The organism is Butyrivibrio sp. M55, assembly GCF_900116865.1.
Lineage (GTDB): Bacteria > Bacillota > Clostridia > Lachnospirales > Lachnospiraceae > Butyrivibrio.
Genome location: NZ_FPCD01000012.1, coordinates 53295 through 71565, shown reverse-complemented (window position 1 = coordinate 71565; position 18271 = coordinate 53295). Strand labels below are relative to the sequence as shown.

The window sequence follows — 18271 nt, the reverse complement described above, 5'->3', positions numbered from 1 at the left end:
ATATTTTCAAGTATCATAGCTATAACCAGAAGATTATTTGATACTGCAATCGCAGTGGATTGGAGATGCTATGGAACTTAGAACTGCATGTTCTCCCAGAGATGAGAGGAATTACGATACTTCAAGGCTTAGGGAAGAATTTCTTATTGATGACCTTTTTAAGCCGGATGAGATTAAACTTGTATATAGCCAGATTGATAGGATCATTACCGGATCGGCCGTTCCTGTTAATAAGGAATTGCGCCTTACGGCAGGAGACGAGCTTAGAGCCGAATACTTCCTGCAGCGAAGGGAAATGGGCGTTATCAATATCGGCGGAGCAGGATTGATCGTCATTGACGGCAAGAAGTACGATGTTGATTACAAACAGGGCATGTATATAGGAATGGGAGCAAAAGAGATTTCTTTTGCAAGTAAAGAGGCTTCAAAGCCGGCCAAATTCTATATAAACAGCGCACCTGCACACAAGACTTATCCTACAGTCCTCATAAAGAGAGAGGGCACACCTTCGGATGATGTTGTCATTATAAAAGATGAGAATAAGAAGGAACTTGGAAGCCTTGAACAGTCTAATCACAGAGTCATTAACAAATACATTCTCCCCGGTCAGGTGGAGTCTTGTCAGCTCGAGATGGGTATGACAGAGCTTAAGCCCGGCAGTGTCTGGAACACGATGCCGTGCCACACTCATGACAGGAGAATGGAAGTTTATCTTTACTTTGACATCCCCGAGGATGCGCTTATTATGCATTTTATGGGAGAGCCTATAGAGACAAGGCACATTGTAATGAGGAACGAACAGGCAGTTATAAGTCCCAGCTGGTCCATTCATTCGGGATGCGGAACACAGGCGTACACATTCATTTGGGGTATGGTCGGAGAGAATCAGGATTTCGACGATATGGATGATTGTGATATGGCAGAGCTTAAATGATCGGAGGTATAGATATGCAGGATTTTTTGAAAAATTTTTCACTTGAAGGCAAGGTGGCATGGGTCACCGGCGCTTCATACGGACTTGGCCTTGCTTATGCCGCAGCTTTTGCACAGAGCGGAGCTAAGGTAGTATTTAATGATATAAACCGTGAACTTGTTGACAAGGGATTGGCAGAATATAAAAAACTCGGCATCGAAGCATTCGGTGCGGTTTGTGATGTTACAAAGGAAGATCAGGTAAAGGATTTCGTTGCACAGGTGGAAAAAAATGTCGGAACAATCGACATTCTTGTAAACAACGCCGGCATTATAAAGAGAATCCCCATGATCGATATGACAGTTGAACAGTGGAATCAGGTTATCGATGTTGACCTTACGGGTCCGTTTATCTGTTCCAAGGCAGTTCTTCCTGCTATGATAAAAAAGGGAAGCGGAAAGATCATAAATGCATGTTCAATGATGTCTGAATTCGGACGTGAGACTGTGTCTGCTTATGCGGCAGCAAAGGGCGGACTTAAGATGCTCACAAGAAATATCTGTTCCGAATACGGTCAGTACAATATCCAGTGTAATGCCATAGGCCCCGGATATATTGCAACTCCTCAGACAGCTCCACTCAGAGAGAAACAGCCTGACGGATCGATGCATCCTTTCGACAGATTCATTCGTTCCAAGACACCGGCTCAGAGATGGGGCAAGACAGAAGATCTTATGGGACTAGCAGTGTTCCTTGCTTCGCCTGCATCTGATTTTATTAACGGCCAGGTAATCTACATCGACGGAGGAATTACGGCTTATATCGGTCAGGATCCCGGTAATCTGGATCCATCTAAGATGCAAGACGTGGATTGATGACATATTTTGTTTGAATCCATTAGTTTATAAAGAGAAAGGCGAAAGAAATGGATAAGATTTGTGAAGAACTTTACAAAATTGGTATTGTACCGGTAATCGCGATTGACGATGCTAAGGATGCAGCTCCTCTTGCAGAGGCACTCATTAAGGGTGGACTTCCCGCAGCAGAGGTTACATTCCGTACAGCTGCAGCAGAGGATGCTATTAAGATTATTTCAGAGAAATATCCCGAGATGATCGTTGGTGCAGGAACAGTCCTCAATGCAGAGCAGGCTGATCGCGCAAAGGCAGCAGGAGCTAAGTTCATCGTTAGCCCCGGATTCAACAGATCAAATGTTGAATATATTCAGAGCATCGGTGTACCGGTAGTTCCCGGAACAGCAACACCCGGTGAGGTAGAGCAGGCTATAGAGCTTGGTCTCGATTGCGTAAAATTCTTCCCTGCCGAGCAGAATGGTGGTATTGCCAAGATTAAGGCTATGGCAGCTCCTTATACAAAGATGCACTTCATGCCCACAGGTGGTGTAAACAAGAACAACCTCAATGATTACCTTGGATTCAATAAGGTATTCTGCTGTGGCGGAAGCTGGATGGTTAAGAAGGATCTTATCTCAGCAGGAAAGTTCGATGAGATAGAAGCTATGACAAGAGATGCAGTTAACGCAATGCTCGGATTCACTATGAAGCATATCGGAATCAACGAGTCAGATGCAGCAGCTGCTGAGTCTGTAGCAGATAAGTTCGATTCACTCTTTGGATTTACAAAGAAGGTTGGCAATTCTTCAGTATTTGCCGGCAGCGTGATTGAAGTTATGAAGGCAAAGGGACGCGGAGCAAACGGACACATTGCAATCGGAACAAACAATGTGGACAGAGCTGTTTACCACCTTGGTAAGCAGGGCGTTAAGTTCGATGAGTCATCATTTAGCTATGATGCTGACAACCACCTTAAGGTTGCATATCTTGCTGATGAGTTCGGCGGATTCGCTGTACATTTAGTAAGAAACTAAGCTGAGAGAACTTGCTGAGGTTTTATCAAAGCTGGTTCGAACGTCTTCCGGCGAGCGAAGCGAGAGCGGAAGTTCCATGTTAATATTTAGATAGAGAGGAAAATACTATGTCAAAGAAAGTTGTTACATTTGGTGAGATCATGCTGCGTCTGCAGCCCGATAATTATTTAAGATTTGTTCAGGTTGATCACCTTGAAGCTACATTTGGTGGCGGAGAAGCTAACGTATCTGTTTCTCTTGCAAACTACGGACTTGATTCTGTATATGTTACAAAGCTTCCTAAGCACGAGATCGGTCAGGCTGCCGTTAATTCACTCAGAAAGTATGGCGTTGACACAACAAAGATCGCTAGAGGCGGCGACAGAGTAGGTATCTACTACAACGAGAAGGGTGCTTCACAGAGAGGTTCAAAGTGCATTTATGACCGTGCACATTCTGCAATCGCTGAGGCAGTTCCTGCTGACTTCAACTGGGATGAGATCTTCGAGGGCGCTGAGTGGTTCCACTTCACAGGAATTACTCCCGCTGTAAGTGATTCTCTGGCAGAAATCACACTTGAGGCTGCTAAGAAGGCTAAGGAGCATGGACTTACAGTTTCTTGCGACCTTAACTACAGAGGAAAGCTCTGGAGCAAGGAGAAGGCAGGCAAGGTTATGGCTGAGCTTTGCCAGTATGTTGATGTATGTATCGCTAACGAAGAGGATGCCGATGATGTATTCGGAATCAAGGCTTCTTCAACAGACGTTACTACAGGTAAGCTTAACAGAGAGGGCTACATCGAAGTTGCTCAGAAGCTTACAGAGAGATTTGGATTTAAGAAAGTTGCCATCACACTTCGTGAGTCAATTTCTGCAAATGATAACAACTGGAGCGCAATGCTTTACACAGACGGTCAGGCTTACTTCTCAAAGAAGTATGCACTTCGTATCGTTGACCGTGTAGGTGGCGGAGATTCATTCGGCGGCGGACTTATTTACAGCTGCGTAAACGGATTTGATCCTCAGGCTACAATCGAGTTCGCAGTTGCTGCATCTGCTCTTAAGCACTCAATCGAAGGTGACTTCAACCTTGTTACAGTTGATGAAGTTAACAAGCTTGCAGGCGGAGACGGATCGGGACGTATCCAGAGATAATTTATTTTTTATAAAAATTTTTTAATAACATTAGCACCGTGCATTGTTAAATGTACGGTGTTTTTTGTATAATATATTTGCGAAAGTTTGAAACAAAGTAGATGTGAGGAATCAAATAATGAAATTTGATAAGACGGTCAATACATTCTTGACTCTATTATCAGTATTAATGATATTGATAACAGCTTTTTATGTAGAAAGACTTATTACACATAATAACGTTTCATCTGTGTATACGAGTAAACTTAGTCTTACCGGTGCAAAGCTTTCTGATGATCTTTATGCCAAGGTTTCCAAGACGTTGGTTCAGAAAACTGAAAACGGTTCATTAACCCAATATGAGATTGAGATTGTTAATTCGGGAGATACCGATATAACGAACTGGAATCTCAAGATGGCATATTTTCCGACTGTAAAAGTTATAGATGTACATAATGTTGAAGGTGCACCTGAGGGAGATAGTTATATTTTTTCACCTCTTTATAACAATATGACTATCAAGGCAGGTGAGAGCTGTGAGTTTGGAATGTCTATAGATGCGTCTGTTGATTACGCACCTACAAGTATGGTTATCACAGGATTTAAACTTGATCCTACAGGAAGTACGTTAGGTAATAAGCTCATTTCCGCACTATTTGTTTTGTGGATAGTTTTCTGCGCAAGTTACATGGTTGTAAAGTACAATTCAATCAGCTTCTTGAAGAAACAGAAGAATGATATCAGGATTATTCTTCAGTCTATGAATACGTTCATCAGCTTTATCGATGCCAAGGATCCGTATACAAGGGGCCATTCCAGAAGAGTGGCGATGTACGCCGCCGAGATTTCAAAGAGAATGCACCTTACGGAATCTGAGATACAGAATGTCTACTATGCAGGTCTTTTGCACGACGCAGGTAAGATAAGCGTTCCGGATGCAATTCTCAACAAGCCCGGTAAACTTACAAATGAGGAGAGACAGCTTGTCCAGAATCATACGGTTGCCGGCGGTAACATGCTTAAGCAGCTTTCGTCACTTAAGGGCGTCAGAGAGACAGCTCTTTATCACCATGAGAGATTTGACGGAAAGGGATATCCCGAGGGACTTAAGGGCAGTGAGATTCCTCTTTATGCCAGAATAGTAGGAGTTGCGGATTCTTACGATGCCATGTCCAGTAACCGTGTGTACAGAAGACATCTTAGTAAGGATGAGATCATAGAAGAGATGCAGAAGGGATCCGGAAGTCAGTTCGATCCCGAGATTGTTCCGTACATGGTTGATATGATCAACGATGGTTACGTTAACGTTGTTAAGATGGAGACTGCCGAAGACGAAGGTGGCGACGACAAGCTCCATATCAGTGAAGAGGATATTCCCGGACTTTACATGGGATTATAATATGAAAATCGAAGGGGGAACTGTGCTTGCTTCATAAGGAGAAGGCATTGGGGAGCGGCAGATTCGCACATCTGGATCTGCTTAGACTGATTGCATGTTTTTTGGTTGTTTTTAATCACACGCAAGGGTGTATAAAGCTATATGAATATGATACGGGTGCATTGACGGTTCTTTCGTTTGTGCGCCTGTTTATTGCGATGACGGTAAAGATAAATGTTCCTGTCTTTTACATGATAACGGGAAGTCTGCTTCTTAGCAGAGACAGGGACTACAAAGATATATTTGGCAGGATTTCTAAGATGTTTGCGATACTGTTGGGATTTAGTATCGTTTCGCATTTTTGTTATAAAGGAGAATTCTACATTCCCGGATTTATCAGGAATTTTGCGTCGGCGACGGTTGACGGTGCAGGGCCTTATTGGTATCTGTACGCATATCTGGGGATTCTTTTGATTCTTCCGTTTCTAAGATCCATAGCAGTAAGAATGAACACGAGAGATGTTTTTTATCTGATAGGCGTCAGATTTATTATCGGCGCTGTTATTCCTATGCTGTTTTTGATCGCGAACAGTATAACGGGCAGTAATATGCATATTGCACACGAATTTCAGCCTGCGATAATCATAGTGGATTGCGTCTTTTATCCGCTTATTGGCTATGGGCTCGACAGATGTTTTGATGAAAAAGAAACATTTTATTCCAACAGGATACTTCTTGCAGCTTTGTTTGTGGCAGCGGGTATTCTCGGAGTCGTTGCACTGCTTATATCAGGGAGCGGAGAGTCGTTTGACGGATTTGTTTTCATAATGGTAATATCGGTGTTTGTGTTTGTAAAAAAATCGGTTTTAAAAAGCGGTCACCGCGCAGATGGAGTGATTTCGGCTTTGGGTGCGCTGACGTTTGGAATATATCTTTTGGATCCGGTTATCGGTCCGTTTTTTAAGAAGTTTTTTGATTTTAAAGGTGATTACAAGATGTTTTGGTCTTCAATTGTGTATTGCATTTTTTCAATGACTTTTGGAGGACTGTTGACGTTCATTTTTAAGGTTTTAAAGAAAAGAATTTATTCAAAATAAACGCTTGGAAAAAATGCGGACTGAAAAGTTCGTTTTTTTCCTTGACATACTTCGGCAGTCGGAGTATATTTACTACGACAGGCATAGTATGGATTTAATATCTCAAGAGGAGGTTATAAATGATAGAGATTAGCAGTGATGTCATTAGAGGATACAATGACACGATGATCCTGTTTATATTGATGGAAGAACCATCCTATGGCTATGAAATATCTAAGAAGATAAGAGCTTTGTCTGAAGAAAAGTATATAATCAAGGAAACTACGTTGTATTCTGCATTTACCAGAATGGAGAAAAACGGATATGTAGAGTCCTACAGCCAGAATGCTGATAACGGTAAGAAGAGGACATACTACAAGATAACAGAGAGTGGAAAGAATTATTATCATGAAAAGTGTCTTGAATGGACACTTACCAAAGAAGTAGTGGAGAACTTTATTAGAGGAGACAAGTAATGGAAACGATAAGAAATTATTTGGAATCTATGTTTGCGAATTTGCCCAATACTCCTGAAGTTATGTGTGCGAAGAATGAGCTTCTGAGTATGATGGAGGACAAGTTTACCGAACTTATTTCTGAAGGAAAACCACAGAACGAAGCCGTTGGAATTGTAATCTCGGAATTTGGAAATCTCGAGGAACTTGCCGAATCTCTTGGAATCGAGAGCGTTGTCGGAGGTGCGGAAATCTCTGAGAGACGTCTTTTGACCAATGAAGAAGCAAGAAATTATATTTATGATGCGGCTCAGAGCAGAATGCTCATCGGTCTTGGGGTTATGCTTATTATCTTTTCTCCCATATTCCCTATTATTCTGAATGATATCGGAGCTGCGCTTCTTTTCATCGATGTGAGTGTCGGAGTGGGGCTTATCGTGTGGGCTAACATTCGTATGTCACAGTGGAAGTTCCTTGATAACACGCTTTGTTGCATTGATTATTCTACGGCAGAGTATGTATACACAGCCAAGAAGAACAATATGATGAGTAAGGCTCTTATGCTTACCATAGGAATTATGTTCTGCATTGTGAGCGTAGTTCCCGTTATTATTTTTGAAGGATTGTTTTCTGCAAAGGATTATTATTACGTTATTGTAGGCCCTGCAATGTTGTTTGTTATCGTCGGAATCGGAGTGCTTCTTATCATCGCTTCCGGAGCCAAGGACAGCGCATATGCAAAGCTTCTTTCTCTTAACGGTACAGGAACGGTTGCCGGCAATTACGAAGCCGTTCGCGCTACAAAAGAACCATATACGGATAAAAAGAAAGCGGCAGAGGTGATGTCGGTTTATTGGAGAACGGTCACATGTATATACATAATCTGGAGTTTTATTTCGTTTGACTGGCATATTACATGGATCATATGGCCGCTTGCGGCAGTTTTTAACGGCATTATGAAGTCTCTTTTTAATACCAAGTGGTGATGGAGCGGGAGAAATAAATGAAAAAGATATATTTGATAATATTGGCTGCAATCACTTTTGGTGCGGTGGTTTTTGGCAGTGCCTATCATATGTACGGACTTTTTGGAAATAAGGATAAAACCGATGAAGTTGTAGATGTCAGTTACGACTTTGACAGTTTCAAAAAGATAGATGTTGATGCAGGTCTTGTAGATATGACTGTTACTACCGGCGATAAGTTTTCTGCAAGTTTTTCCGGGTTAAAAGAACTTTTGCCTGAGTTTAAAGCGGACAATGATACTCTTGAGGTTTATCAGCGCAAAACAAATAGTGTAGGTTTTAATATTTTTAAACCAAACAAGAGAAATATGCATGGCGTCGACAATAAGTTGACAATAACGGTGCCTGAAGGTACGGCGCTTGAAGAAATTACGTTTCAATGTGCTCTTGGAGATGCCGATATTTTGGGCGTTTCAGCTAAAAAGATGGATATTGAGTGCGCGATGGGCGACATTGGCATAGAGGATCTTTCTGTTGACAGTATTGACCTGGAAGCCGATATGGGTGATGTGTCCCTTAAGAACGTTGATGTCATAACTATTGACGCAGAGCTTGCAATGGGAAATTTTGAGGCGGATCTTGTAAAAGATATTTCAGAGTATGGTCTGGAACTTGATGTCGCAATGGGAAAATGCAAGGTTGACGGAGAAACTGTATCAAATAAATATACCAAGCCGGGCAGCAATGGAACTATCAATGTTGAGAGTGCTATGGGCGATGTGAATATCAAATAACCGATAATTGAATTGTTTTTGGTTAAAAGAATAATTGAAAGAATGAAACCTCTAAGGTATAATCAATATCGTAGGAATGCTGGGAGGTTAGGCGTTTCCTATAAATTGTATTTTTTTGTGAGGTTTTTATGTCATCTATTATCCAGACAAATCAGGTTTTTAACAATGAGATACCTTTTTGCAGGGTATACAGCATTGATTCCAAGAAAATGCTTGAGGAGCGCTTTCTTGCGCATAGGATATCATATTTCATAGAATGGCAGGACAAGTCTTTTTTGCAGAGATTGTTCGACAGAAAAGGCAACAAGATTGTTTGTACATTCAAGATAAATAAAAATGAGCTTGCGAGAGCGAAAGAGATTTCCGAAGGAATTGATGGAATCAAGTATAAAGACTACGGCGATTTTGATGCTGAGGATCGAATTCGCAGAAGAAGCGAAGCTGTTAAGTCACAGCCCGATCCTATGATATTACCTGCTTTAAAGATTGAAGAAATTTCTGACGACGAATGATAAGTTGAGCATGCAGAATAGGGGAGACATTGTTTCCTCTATTTTTTATTGGATGCGCAGCTCACGGAAGGGAAAATAATTGCTTCGCAATACCGCTCGCGCTAGCATTTCGCGAGCGAAATGCTTTTATATATAGATCACTTATTTTTGGAGATTCTTATGGCTGAGAAAAAGAATGTTTATAAAAAGAATACTGAAAAGGCAAAGACGGCACGTAAACCTTTTAAGGGTGAGGCTTCGAGAAAAAGCGTGGCCGGAAATCCTCAGAAGAGAACGGGAGTTAAAGAAAACGGTAATGACAAGAGTGCTGCCGTAAAAAAGAGCAGATGCCCGTATTTCAAGAAGTGCGGAGCTTGCCAGATGATAGATACACCATATAAGAAACAGCTTAACTTAAAGCACGCGCGTCTTGCAGAGCTTCTTGAGCCGTATACCAAGGTTGAGTCATTTATCGGAATGGAGAAGCCTGAGCATTACAGATGCAAGGTTCATGCGGTGTTCAGTCATGACAGGAAGGGCAATCCCATTTCGGGAATTTACAAAGAGGGAAGCCACGAAGTTGTGCCTGTAGAGAGTTGTCTACTTGAGGATCAAAAGGCAGATGCCATTATTGCTTCTATCAGGGGAATGCTCAGGTCGTTTAAGATAAAGACCTATGATGAAGATAATGGTTTTGGCCTTCTTCGCCATGTGCTTATCAGAATAGGCAGATACAGCGGGGAGATAATGGTTGTTCTTGTTACGGTATCACCTATTTTCCCGTCTAAGAATAACTTTGTTAAGGCGCTCAGAAAAGAGCATCCCGAGATTACGACGATTGTCCTTAACGTAAATGACAAGCAGACAAGCATGATACTCGGTGATAAAGAGAAGCCTCTTTACGGCCCCGGATTTATCTATGATACATGCTGCGGAATGAAGTTTAAGATAAGCCCTAAGTCTTTCTACCAGGTTAATCCTGTTCAGACTGAGCTTTTGTACAAGACTGCAATCGATATGGCTGACTTCTCCGGCGATGAGATTGCACTTGACTGCTACAGCGGCGTTGGCACGATCGGAATAATCGCAAGTCCTCATGTTAAAGAGGTTATAAGTGTTGAGCTCAATGGCGATGCGGTAAAGGATGCCATATTAAATGCCAAGATAAATGAAGTTAAGAATATCACCTTCTACAAAAATGACGCCACCAAATTCATGCAGCAGATGGCTGACTCCGGAGACAAAGCGGATGTTGTATTCATGGATCCGCCGCGTTCAGGCTCAACAATTGAATTTATCAATTCAATGATAAATCTTTCGCCAAAGAAGATTGTCTACATCTCATGTAGTCCTGATTCTCTCGCGCGAGACCTTGAGTTTATCACAAAAGGCGGCTATAAGGTGAAGAAAGCAATCCCTGTAGATATGTTCCCGTTTACAAGGAGCATTGAAACAGTCTGTCTGTTAACGAAATCAAGCTGAAAGCGCGGATTGAGTTTACAGAAGACTGTTGTTCTGGCTCGCGCGAAGCGCGAGAGCAGAACTTCCTTGTGAAGTCTGAAGGACGACGCTGTCCATGCGATAGATGTCCACGAAGCCAAGTCGTAAGACGTAGGCTGAGTGGAGACATCGAACCGCTGAAACAGTCGTTCTCTTAACGAAATCAAGCTGAAAGCGCGGATTGAGTTTACAGAAGACTGTTGTTCCGGCTCGCGCTTAGCGCGAGAGCAGAACTTCCTTGTGAAGTCTGAAGGACGACGCTGTCCATGCGATAGATGTCCACGAAGCCAAGTCGTGGCTAAGTAATGAGTTTATTTTTTATGAAAAGTGATCACTAAAAAATAGTGGTCACTTTTTTGGATTAGGTATATAATGTTTGAAGCGGTTTTTAGTCTGAAAAACTGCTATAAATTCTATTTTCACAATATAGTCAGTGACGTTTAGAGTCTTTTCACTGCTTATATTCCCAACTATTTTGAAATAGGCATTTGCTTTTTGAGGATGATTACTGCTCATATTTACACTGTTTTCATTATGAGCAGAGGTATTTTGCTGTTATCTATAGAAAAAATTGGTAGAGGCACTGCTTATATTTTTTTTTCTTAAATCTAGTCAGAGAGGGATAAAAAATAAAGCGCAAATTTATCTGCTTAGATTCAGGACATTCTTAATCTAGGCATTGCGAGTTAAAAAATCTTCACTGCCTAGGTGGTGAAAAGAGTGTAAAAAAGCAGAGGTTAATCGGCTTATTCAGAAAAGTTGCAGTGCATAGACTATAATCTGGTCATTTGGCTAAACAAAGATAAAAGAAGGAGAAGTAAATGTACGGATTAAAAGAGCTACTAAATAAAGAGGAGGAACGGCTTCTGAGAATAAAGGCTGTAGTTGATAAGCAGCTGGATGATGCCCCGGAGGGGCGACTTAGGATTTCATCGTCGGGGAAGCTTGTTCAATATATGCATTGTACTGATGAAAACAAGAAATCAATATATCAGGGAAACTATATAAAAAAGGAAAAGGCCGAATTTATCAAAGCTCTTGCGCAGAAAGGATATGACAAAAAGGTAAAAAGACTTGTTGATTTGAGACTTAAGCAGATACAAAAAATAAATGCGGATTATGATGATCATGAAATTGAAAAAATATATGCATGCATGAATCCTACGAGAAAGAAATTAGTCAGAGCGTATGAGATTCCATTCGAACAGAGAATATCTGAGTGGAAGGAAATAGAATATAACGGGAAAAGTTTTCCTGAGGATTCACCGGAGATATATACAAGGAAAGGCGAGAGAGTCAGGTCGAAGAGTGAAAAAATAATAGCGGATACATTCTTTGAACGCGGGATAGAATATAAGTATGAGTGTCCGCTTGAGCTAAAAGGATATGGGATCATATTTCCTGACTTTACAGTTATTAGCAGGAGGACCGGAAAAGAAGTGTATTGGGAACATGATGGCCGAATGGATGACCCTCAATATGCAGAAACAGCGGTCAGAAAGATAGATACATATATAAGAAATGGAATAGTGCCGGGAGATAGGCTGATTGTTACATTTGAAACCGGAAACTATGTATTAAGTGACAATACGATAGATGCGATGATAAAAAAATATTTGTAATAACGAATGAGAACAAAAAGCTTCGGTTGGAATGAAACAATACCAAGTAAAAAAGAACTTCTACCGCTATCCTGGGTGGATTGTACAAGATAGCAGATAGAGATAATTAATAAATTGACACTCGAACATCTGTTCGGTATAATAATCGTAGATTCGCTACCATACATTGATTTATGCAACATTGGCTTTGACTTTGGAGGTATGAAAACAGTGGAAATTGAGGAATGTATCAAGGATGCGTTTGAAGACTCTATGCAGTTATTTGTTCAGACAGAAGAATACAAGAAGGAACGTGATGAGATAAATGATATGATCATAACGTTTCGTGCAATGCTGGGAGTAAGCCAGCAACTGCAGTTTAATGAAATTATCGATGCTTTAACCGTTGCAGACGGTAAGCTTGCATCGGAAGCATATTTGCACGGAGTTGTCGAGGGGATAGCACTTCGTGAGAAGATAATCGGATAAATTGAATATATAAAAAGCAGTGTATAGACACGGTTTCGTATACAAATCGTGCCGGATCACTGCTTTCTTTGCTCAAATATATAGTAAATCAATGCTATTTTATTCTTCAGACTCAAGCAGGGCGTTAATGAGCTCGCGCCTTTGCTTGGATGTCATCTTGGATGCATTTTTGGCAATAAGTCTATGAATCATATAATATTCAGATTCGAAATCTCCGCTTTCTGAGGAGTTCCCATTTAACAGATAGTCGGTAGTTGTGTGAAGGGCAGTGGCGATATTGGCTATAACAGGCCCTTTCGGAACGCGGTCTCCCTTTATATAGCGAGACATTGAGACCTCAGTGACGTCGACTTTTTCAGCGAGTTCGCGCTGAGTCATATTAAGCTGAGCAAGTAATTCAGCTATTCTTCCTCCTAATGTGTTATTCATAGGATATCCTCATTTCTAATTTGATATATTATCTTGGATATATGAAAGTGTACTGCCGTTTTCTTTAAGATAAAACACCTTAACCGGCTAATATACATTCTCTTTATTCCTGCACGGAATAATTTCCAAAACTTACCAAAAGTATAATTCAATTCGCACAAAACGTCAAATTGAAATAATTTTTGGTAAGTATCAAACATGTAAAATGCAGTAAAATAGCAGCATTTGATCATTTCATCAGAATTACGACATAAACAAATGGTAAATTAATGTATTGACAACTTACCGAACGTGATATAAGATTAAATCAATCTTAAACGAACGGAGGTGAGAGAAAAATGTCAGAACACACAAATACGTTGTTGTTTGGATTACCACGTGCACCATGTGTGTAAATTTTTTTATCCATCAACTTACCAATTGTATAAGTTATGGTAAAACAAATTAACTTTTGTTCTACAAAAAAATCTACGCACAGGAAAGGAGAATGCTTATGAAGAACTGGCTTAAAGCAGCGGGAATAAGAGCTGTTAAGACGGTGGCACAGACAGCCATTGCCACGATTGGAACTTCGGAGGTTATGGGAGATGTTAATTGGGTGATGGTTGCTAGTGCAGCATCATTGGCAGGAATACTTTCCCTGCTGATGAGTGTTTCCGGAATTCCGGAACTGAAAATTTAAGAAGCGCCAAAATCTGTTAATAAGAACATGCAGTACCTGAGATTTCGAAAGCGAAACGCTCAAATCGGCGCTTACTTCAACAAAAACAATTAAAACAACAAAACAGAAAAGGAGAAAAAATTATGAATCTAGTAGAAAGTATTATGACTGAAAACCCCTGCTACACAGAGGGAAGAAAAATTACTGTGAAAGGACTTATGCTCCATTCGGTTGGATGCGCACAGCCCAGAGCGATGGCATTTATCAATAGCTGGAACACACCTGCACACGACAACTCATGTGTACACGGCTTCATAGACGGAAATGACGGAACTGTTTATCAGACACTTCCTTGGGATCACAGAGGCTGGCACGCAGGAGGAGCAGCAAACAATACACATATCGGAGTTGAGATGTGTGAGCCTGCAAGCCTTAATTATATAAGCGGCGCGACATTTACCTGCTCAAACAGACCTGAGGCACTCAAAACTGTGAAGAGGACATATGAAGCGGCAACAGAACTGTTCGCAATGCTCTGCAGATTATATAACCTGGATCCTCTTGAGGACGGTGTTATCGTTTCACACAATGAGGGACATATCAGAGGAATAGCTTCCAACCACAGCGATCCCGAGCACTTATGGAATCAGCTAGAAACCGGATATACAATGGACGGATTCAGAAGTGCGGTAAAAGAACTGATGGACAAAGAGGATGCCGGAAATATAAATGATGATAACGGCAAATATCCGAAGACACCTTTTTCCGTAAAAGTTCTCATTGATAACCTCAATATCCGCGCAAATCCGTACTTTGGAAACAACATAAAAGGTCAGACCGGCCGCGGTACATTCACTATTGTAGAAGTAAGGAACGGCTGGGGAAAGCTTAAGAGCGGAATCGGCTGGATCTATCTTGAGGAAGAAAGCTACTGCACAGTCTTAGACCGCGTGGTTGGGGAAAGCTACGAGAAGAAGACTATTGATGAAGTAGCAATAGAGGTAATCAACGGTAAGTGGGGCAACGGAGAAGAAAGAAAAATGCGCCTTACAGAAGCAGGCTATGATTACAATGCAGTACAGAAGCGGGTTAACGAGCTTATATGGTATTAAAACATGTTAACCGCATAACATACAACTTAATGCCGAGCTGCCAAATAACTTGTGCAACATATACAAAAACCGCACATTACTAATGTAATTAATTCACGAAACGGATAATTTTTTGATAAAAACGTATGTCAACCGATTGACATAAATATACGTCACGTGATAATATCTTTTTACAATAAACAAAGACCTTTTAGAAGGAGGGGTTATTTAAGATGAGAAGGAAAATAGTTTCATTAGTAGTTTGTGCAGCTATGGCATTATCAATGGTTGCATGCAGTACACAGAATCCGGAAGAGCCTGTTGCTCAGACTGCCGGAGAACAGGTTGCAGATAGTAGCAAGGCCGGGGGAGCATCTATCTCAATTTTAAATTCTAAAACAGAGATTCAGACACAGTTCGAGGATATGGCAAAAGAGTATGAAGAGAAGACAGGTGTGCATGTTGAAGTATACAACGCCGATACGGATACAACAGTTGCTTCACAGATTGCAACAAAGTATGCATCACACGATCCTTATACACTTTCAATGGTGGATCCGAAAGATATATATGCAGTAGCAAATGAGTATGCTTACGATCTTTCAAATGAGGACTGGGCAAAGAAAACAAAGCTTGGAATCACGGTTGACGGAAAAGTTGTAGGATTTCCTTTCTGTGTAGAGGCAAGAGGTATCCTCTACAACGCAGATGCGATCGAGAAGATCACAGGAGAGTCATTCGATCCCACATCTGTTGCTAAGCTTGATGATTTCCAGAAGTTACTTGATAAGCTTGTACAGGGCGGAATGGAGAAGCCTGTAGGAATCCTTTCAGAGTACTGGTCACTCGGTGCCCACTGGTTCCCTATGGTATATGAAGAGCAGCAGGATCCCGATGCATTTGTAAAGAGCCTTCTTGATGGTTCAGGCAATCTTATGGAGAATGAGAAATTCAATTCCTTAATGGATTCATTCGATACACTTATTAAATATAACTATGCAAAAGGTTCTGCTTCAAACGCAGATCGTGAAGAGACATCAATGATGCTCGCAGAAGGACAGATCGCATTCATGTTCGGTGGAAACTGGGATTGGTCAGTTATCAACCAGTATGATTACACAGAGCACCTCGGAATGATGCCTGTTCCTCAGAATACAACAGATACAAGCAACTTCAGCATCGTAGGCGGTGCAACAAAGTACTTCTTTGTTGACAGTTCATCAGATACTTCAGATGAGCAGAGACAGGCTGCGCTTGACTTCCTTAACTGGCTTGTAAACGATGCTGACGGAAATGCTTTCCTTACAGAAAAGTGTGCGCTTGTTCCAGCTTTTGAAAATATCAAAGCCGATAAGCTCGATCCATTTTCTCTTTCTGTAAAGACATATGCAGATGCAGGAAATATGATTCCTACATACAATTACCTTCCCGACGATCATATGACGGTAGTAGGACAGGAAATCATGCAGAAATACCTTGATGAGTCAATGGACAGAGCAGCACTTGCTGATGCGGTAACTGAGTATTTCAAGTCTGCAACACCTATTGAGCACTGATATTTTACTCAATAACGATTTAATTAAAACAGATTACATCAGGGCTTCGATAACCAAGAAGCCCTGATAAAAAAGAAAAGAGATTTAAGTGTTTAGTGCACGGGTTTTTTGAAAGGTGAGGCATATGAAAACTAATACACTGGGGTATAAATTTAAGCAGTATCTAATATTTGCGGGATTAACAACAATAATCTTTTGCAGTGTAGTTATAATACCTTTTATTTATGGTTTGTATCTTACATTTACAAGTTGGAACGGAGTATCCAGAAACAAGCCTTTTGTAGGTTTTGAAAATTATGTCAATGCATTTGCGGATGGGGGATATTGGACTTCCCTTGGACGCACATTTATTTATTCGGCAATAGCAGTTGTGTTGGTAAATGCTGTAGCATTTATCATTGCATACATGGTAACCAGCGGAATCAAAGGTCAGAACTTTTTCAGAGCAGGATTCTTTGTTCCGAATCTTATCGGTGGTATCGTACTTGGTTACGTTTGGAAATTTGTATTTAATAAGGCGCTGGTAGAACTTATGGGTCTTATATCAGACGGAAAAGTTAAGTCACTCCTTGCTACGGAAAACGGAGCAATCGCAGCACTTATTATTGTTTCGGTATGGCAGTATGCCGGCTACATGATGCTTATCTATGTTGCAGGTTTTATGAGCGTATCGGAAGATGTTATTGAAGCGGCTAAAATTGATGGCTGTACAGGCAGACAGTCTATCATTCACATATCAATTCCACTTATGACGGCATCATTTGTACAGTGTCTTTTCCTCACAATTACAAGATGCTTCATGGTTTACGACGTCAACCTTTCGTTGACTAACGGTGATCCTTATGGAAGTTCAGCGCTTGCAGCAATGCACGTTTACAATCAGGCTTTCGTAAACAAGAACTATGGAACCGGCCAGGCAGAGGCTCTTATCTTGTTTGTGATCTGCGCGGTGATCGGTGGAATTCAAGTATACGTAGGTAAGAAAGGGGAGGTGCAGGCATAATGGAAAATGAAAAGGCAAGACGCAATAAAATAGTAAAGCATGCCATTATGATCATGATCTTGACGATTATGTTTGTAGCATTTATTTTCCCTTTCATAATGGTAATAATAAATGTATTTAAGGTAAAAGCAGATATAACGGGCAATCCGTTGGCACTTATCGGTAAGCATGGATTTACGCTTGAGAACTTCCCTAAAGCGGTTGAAAAAATGAAATTCTTTAATTCATTCGCTAACTCCTTTATAGTGACAGTGTGCTCAACCATAGGAACAATCGCGCTTTCGTCTATGACGGCTTATCTTATTGTAAGAAATAACTGGAAGGCTAATAAAATATTGTTTGTTCTTATGATCGCATCAATGGTAATTCCTTTCCAGGTACTTATGATCCCGCTTGTTTCACTTTACGGCGGTATTTTCGGTATCCTGAACCACAGGATCACTTTGATATTCATGCACATTGGTTTTTCACTTTCAATGGCAACATTCATGTTCCATGGAAGTATCCACACCAATGTTCCGTGCTCTCTTGAAGAGGCGGCTACAATAGACGGATGTAATAAATGGCAGATCTTTTCCAAGATTGTATTTCCTATACTTAAGCCCACGATCGCAACGGTAGCTATTATCGATGCAATGGCATTTTGGAACGATTATCTTTTGCCCAGTCTTGTACTTGGAAGAAAAGATCTGTATACGATCCCTATCGCGACAAAAGTATTCTACGGCACATATTCAACAGATACAGGTTTGATCATGGCTGCACTTTTGCTTGCGATGCTCCCGATATTGTTGTTATATCTTTTCCTTCAGAGATACATCGTTGAGGGAATTACAGCAGGCGCTGTTAAATAATTATATGAAAGGTTT

Annotated in this window: 19 protein-coding genes; 18 read left to right on the top strand and 1 reads right to left on the bottom strand. The window is 40.9% G+C overall.

Features of this window, described 5'->3' with window-relative positions; translation table 11 throughout:
• The first annotated feature begins 70 nt into the window (after positions 1 to 70).
• The 13 genes from kduI to BM398_RS12530 all read left to right on the top strand — a co-directional run bounded on the left by kduI (position 71) and on the right by BM398_RS12530 (position 12662).
• Positions 71 to 934 carry a 5-dehydro-4-deoxy-D-glucuronate isomerase gene (gene kduI / locus BM398_RS12590; protein WP_092337973.1) on the top strand — a complete coding sequence of 288 codons (864 nt, stop codon included), beginning with the start codon at positions 71 to 73 and terminating at the stop codon, positions 932 to 934.
• A gap of 14 nt (positions 935 to 948) precedes the next feature.
• Entirely contained in the window at positions 949 to 1788 is an 840-nt protein-coding gene (locus BM398_RS12585) for a gluconate 5-dehydrogenase (RefSeq protein ID WP_175531937.1), read from the top strand.
• Positions 1789 to 1838: 50 nt separating this feature from the next.
• Positions 1839 to 2801: a bifunctional 4-hydroxy-2-oxoglutarate aldolase/2-dehydro-3-deoxy-phosphogluconate aldolase gene (locus BM398_RS12580; RefSeq protein ID WP_092337972.1), complete on the top strand. Its 963-nt coding sequence runs from the start codon at positions 1839 to 1841 to the stop codon at positions 2799 to 2801.
• Positions 2802 to 2908: 107 nt separating this feature from the next.
• Positions 2909 to 3934, top strand: a complete 1026-nt coding sequence (locus BM398_RS12575; RefSeq protein ID WP_026655307.1) for a sugar kinase — start codon at positions 2909 to 2911, stop codon at positions 3932 to 3934.
• A gap of 118 nt (positions 3935 to 4052) precedes the next feature.
• The gene (locus tag BM398_RS12570; RefSeq protein WP_051198918.1) at positions 4053 to 5312 is read left to right on the top strand and encodes an HD domain-containing phosphohydrolase; all 1260 of its coding nucleotides are present in this window, start codon (positions 4053 to 4055) and stop codon (positions 5310 to 5312) included.
• Between the two features lie 26 nt (positions 5313 to 5338).
• The gene (locus BM398_RS12565; RefSeq protein ID WP_175531936.1) at positions 5339 to 6388 is read left to right on the top strand and encodes an acyltransferase; all 1050 of its coding nucleotides are present in this window, start codon (positions 5339 to 5341) and stop codon (positions 6386 to 6388) included.
• Positions 6389 to 6507: 119 nt separating this feature from the next.
• Positions 6508 to 6843, top strand: a complete 336-nt coding sequence (locus BM398_RS12560) for a PadR family transcriptional regulator (protein ID WP_092337970.1) — start codon at positions 6508 to 6510, stop codon at positions 6841 to 6843.
• Positions 6843 to 7808 (top strand): permease prefix domain 1-containing protein, encoded by a 966-nt coding sequence (locus tag BM398_RS12555; protein ID WP_092337969.1) that lies wholly within the window; start codon positions 6843 to 6845, stop codon positions 7806 to 7808. The genes BM398_RS12560 and BM398_RS12555 overlap by 1 nt, the downstream gene beginning before the upstream one ends.
• A 17-nt stretch (positions 7809 to 7825) precedes the next feature.
• Positions 7826 to 8581 (top strand): DUF4097 family beta strand repeat-containing protein, encoded by a 756-nt coding sequence (locus BM398_RS12550; RefSeq protein ID WP_092337968.1) that lies wholly within the window; start codon positions 7826 to 7828, stop codon positions 8579 to 8581.
• A gap of 128 nt (positions 8582 to 8709) precedes the next feature.
• Entirely contained in the window at positions 8710 to 9093 is a 384-nt protein-coding gene (locus tag BM398_RS12545) for a hypothetical protein (protein ID WP_026655301.1), read from the top strand.
• 159 nt (positions 9094 to 9252) lie between these two features.
• Positions 9253 to 10554, top strand: coding sequence for a 23S rRNA (uracil(1939)-C(5))-methyltransferase RlmD (gene rlmD / locus BM398_RS12540; RefSeq protein ID WP_092337967.1), 1302 nt, complete (start codon positions 9253 to 9255; stop codon positions 10552 to 10554).
• Between the two features lie 839 nt (positions 10555 to 11393).
• Entirely contained in the window at positions 11394 to 12194 is an 801-nt protein-coding gene (locus BM398_RS12535; RefSeq protein ID WP_092337966.1) for a hypothetical protein, read from the top strand.
• Positions 12195 to 12395: 201 nt separating this feature from the next.
• Positions 12396 to 12662, top strand: a complete 267-nt coding sequence (locus BM398_RS12530; RefSeq protein ID WP_092337965.1) for a hypothetical protein — start codon at positions 12396 to 12398, stop codon at positions 12660 to 12662.
• Positions 12663 to 12761: 99 nt separating this feature from the next.
• Here BM398_RS12530 and BM398_RS12525 read toward each other — a convergent pair whose 3' ends face one another.
• A complete protein-coding gene (locus BM398_RS12525; protein WP_092337964.1) occupies positions 12762 to 13091 on the bottom strand; it encodes a helix-turn-helix domain-containing protein in 330 nt (109 codons plus the stop codon).
• A 493-nt stretch (positions 13092 to 13584) separates the two neighbouring features.
• On the opposite strand from BM398_RS12525, the gene BM398_RS12520 reads away from it, so the two are divergent.
• From BM398_RS12520 to BM398_RS12495, 5 genes are all read left to right on the top strand, one after another.
• Positions 13585 to 13773 carry a holin gene (locus tag BM398_RS12520; protein WP_330390584.1) on the top strand — a complete coding sequence of 63 codons (189 nt, stop codon included), beginning with the start codon at positions 13585 to 13587 and terminating at the stop codon, positions 13771 to 13773.
• A gap of 122 nt (positions 13774 to 13895) precedes the next feature.
• Positions 13896 to 14864, top strand: a complete 969-nt coding sequence (locus BM398_RS12515) for an N-acetylmuramoyl-L-alanine amidase (RefSeq protein ID WP_242949812.1) — start codon at positions 13896 to 13898, stop codon at positions 14862 to 14864.
• Between the two features lie 212 nt (positions 14865 to 15076).
• Complete coding sequence (locus BM398_RS12505) at positions 15077 to 16399, top strand: ABC transporter substrate-binding protein (RefSeq protein ID WP_092337962.1); 1323 nt, start codon at positions 15077 to 15079, stop codon at positions 16397 to 16399.
• 124 nt (positions 16400 to 16523) lie between these two features.
• Complete coding sequence (locus BM398_RS12500; RefSeq protein WP_092337961.1) at positions 16524 to 17402, top strand: carbohydrate ABC transporter permease; 879 nt, start codon at positions 16524 to 16526, stop codon at positions 17400 to 17402.
• Positions 17402 to 18256 (top strand): carbohydrate ABC transporter permease, encoded by an 855-nt coding sequence (locus BM398_RS12495; RefSeq protein ID WP_092337960.1) that lies wholly within the window; start codon positions 17402 to 17404, stop codon positions 18254 to 18256. The genes BM398_RS12500 and BM398_RS12495 overlap by 1 nt, the downstream gene beginning before the upstream one ends.
• Positions 18257 to 18271: the final 15 nt, after the last annotated feature.

What these genes read in the sequence shown, in the direction of transcription:
- BM398_RS12535 (WP_092337966.1), top strand. Translation starts at nt 11,394, where the DNA reads ATGTACGGATTAAAAGAGCTACTAAATAAAGAGGAGGAACGGCTTCTG.
- BM398_RS12555 (WP_092337969.1), top strand. Translation starts at nt 6,843, where the DNA reads ATGGAAACGATAAGAAATTATTTGGAATCTATGTTTGCGAATTTGCCC.
- BM398_RS12520 (WP_330390584.1), top strand. Translation starts at nt 13,585, where the DNA reads ATGAAGAACTGGCTTAAAGCAGCGGGAATAAGAGCTGTTAAGACGGTG.
- BM398_RS12515 (WP_242949812.1), top strand. Translation starts at nt 13,896, where the DNA reads ATGAATCTAGTAGAAAGTATTATGACTGAAAACCCCTGCTACACAGAG.
- rlmD (WP_092337967.1), top strand. Translation starts at nt 9,253, where the DNA reads ATGGCTGAGAAAAAGAATGTTTATAAAAAGAATACTGAAAAGGCAAAG.
- BM398_RS12500 (WP_092337961.1), top strand. Translation starts at nt 16,524, where the DNA reads ATGAAAACTAATACACTGGGGTATAAATTTAAGCAGTATCTAATATTT.
- BM398_RS12495 (WP_092337960.1), top strand. Translation starts at nt 17,402, where the DNA reads ATGGAAAATGAAAAGGCAAGACGCAATAAAATAGTAAAGCATGCCATT.
- BM398_RS12585 (WP_175531937.1), top strand. Translation starts at nt 949, where the DNA reads ATGCAGGATTTTTTGAAAAATTTTTCACTTGAAGGCAAGGTGGCATGG.
- kduI (WP_092337973.1), top strand. Translation starts at nt 71, where the DNA reads ATGGAACTTAGAACTGCATGTTCTCCCAGAGATGAGAGGAATTACGAT.
- BM398_RS12545 (WP_026655301.1), top strand. Translation starts at nt 8,710, where the DNA reads ATGTCATCTATTATCCAGACAAATCAGGTTTTTAACAATGAGATACCT.
- BM398_RS12580 (WP_092337972.1), top strand. Translation starts at nt 1,839, where the DNA reads ATGGATAAGATTTGTGAAGAACTTTACAAAATTGGTATTGTACCGGTA.
- BM398_RS12575 (WP_026655307.1), top strand. Translation starts at nt 2,909, where the DNA reads ATGTCAAAGAAAGTTGTTACATTTGGTGAGATCATGCTGCGTCTGCAG.
- BM398_RS12560 (WP_092337970.1), top strand. Translation starts at nt 6,508, where the DNA reads ATGATAGAGATTAGCAGTGATGTCATTAGAGGATACAATGACACGATG.
- BM398_RS12505 (WP_092337962.1), top strand. Translation starts at nt 15,077, where the DNA reads ATGAGAAGGAAAATAGTTTCATTAGTAGTTTGTGCAGCTATGGCATTA.
- BM398_RS12530 (WP_092337965.1), top strand. Translation starts at nt 12,396, where the DNA reads ATGAAAACAGTGGAAATTGAGGAATGTATCAAGGATGCGTTTGAAGAC.
- BM398_RS12570 (WP_051198918.1), top strand. Translation starts at nt 4,053, where the DNA reads ATGAAATTTGATAAGACGGTCAATACATTCTTGACTCTATTATCAGTA.
- BM398_RS12525 (WP_092337964.1), bottom strand. Translation starts at nt 13,091, where the DNA reads ATGAATAACACATTAGGAGGAAGAATAGCTGAATTACTTGCTCAGCTT.
- BM398_RS12550 (WP_092337968.1), top strand. Translation starts at nt 7,826, where the DNA reads ATGAAAAAGATATATTTGATAATATTGGCTGCAATCACTTTTGGTGCG.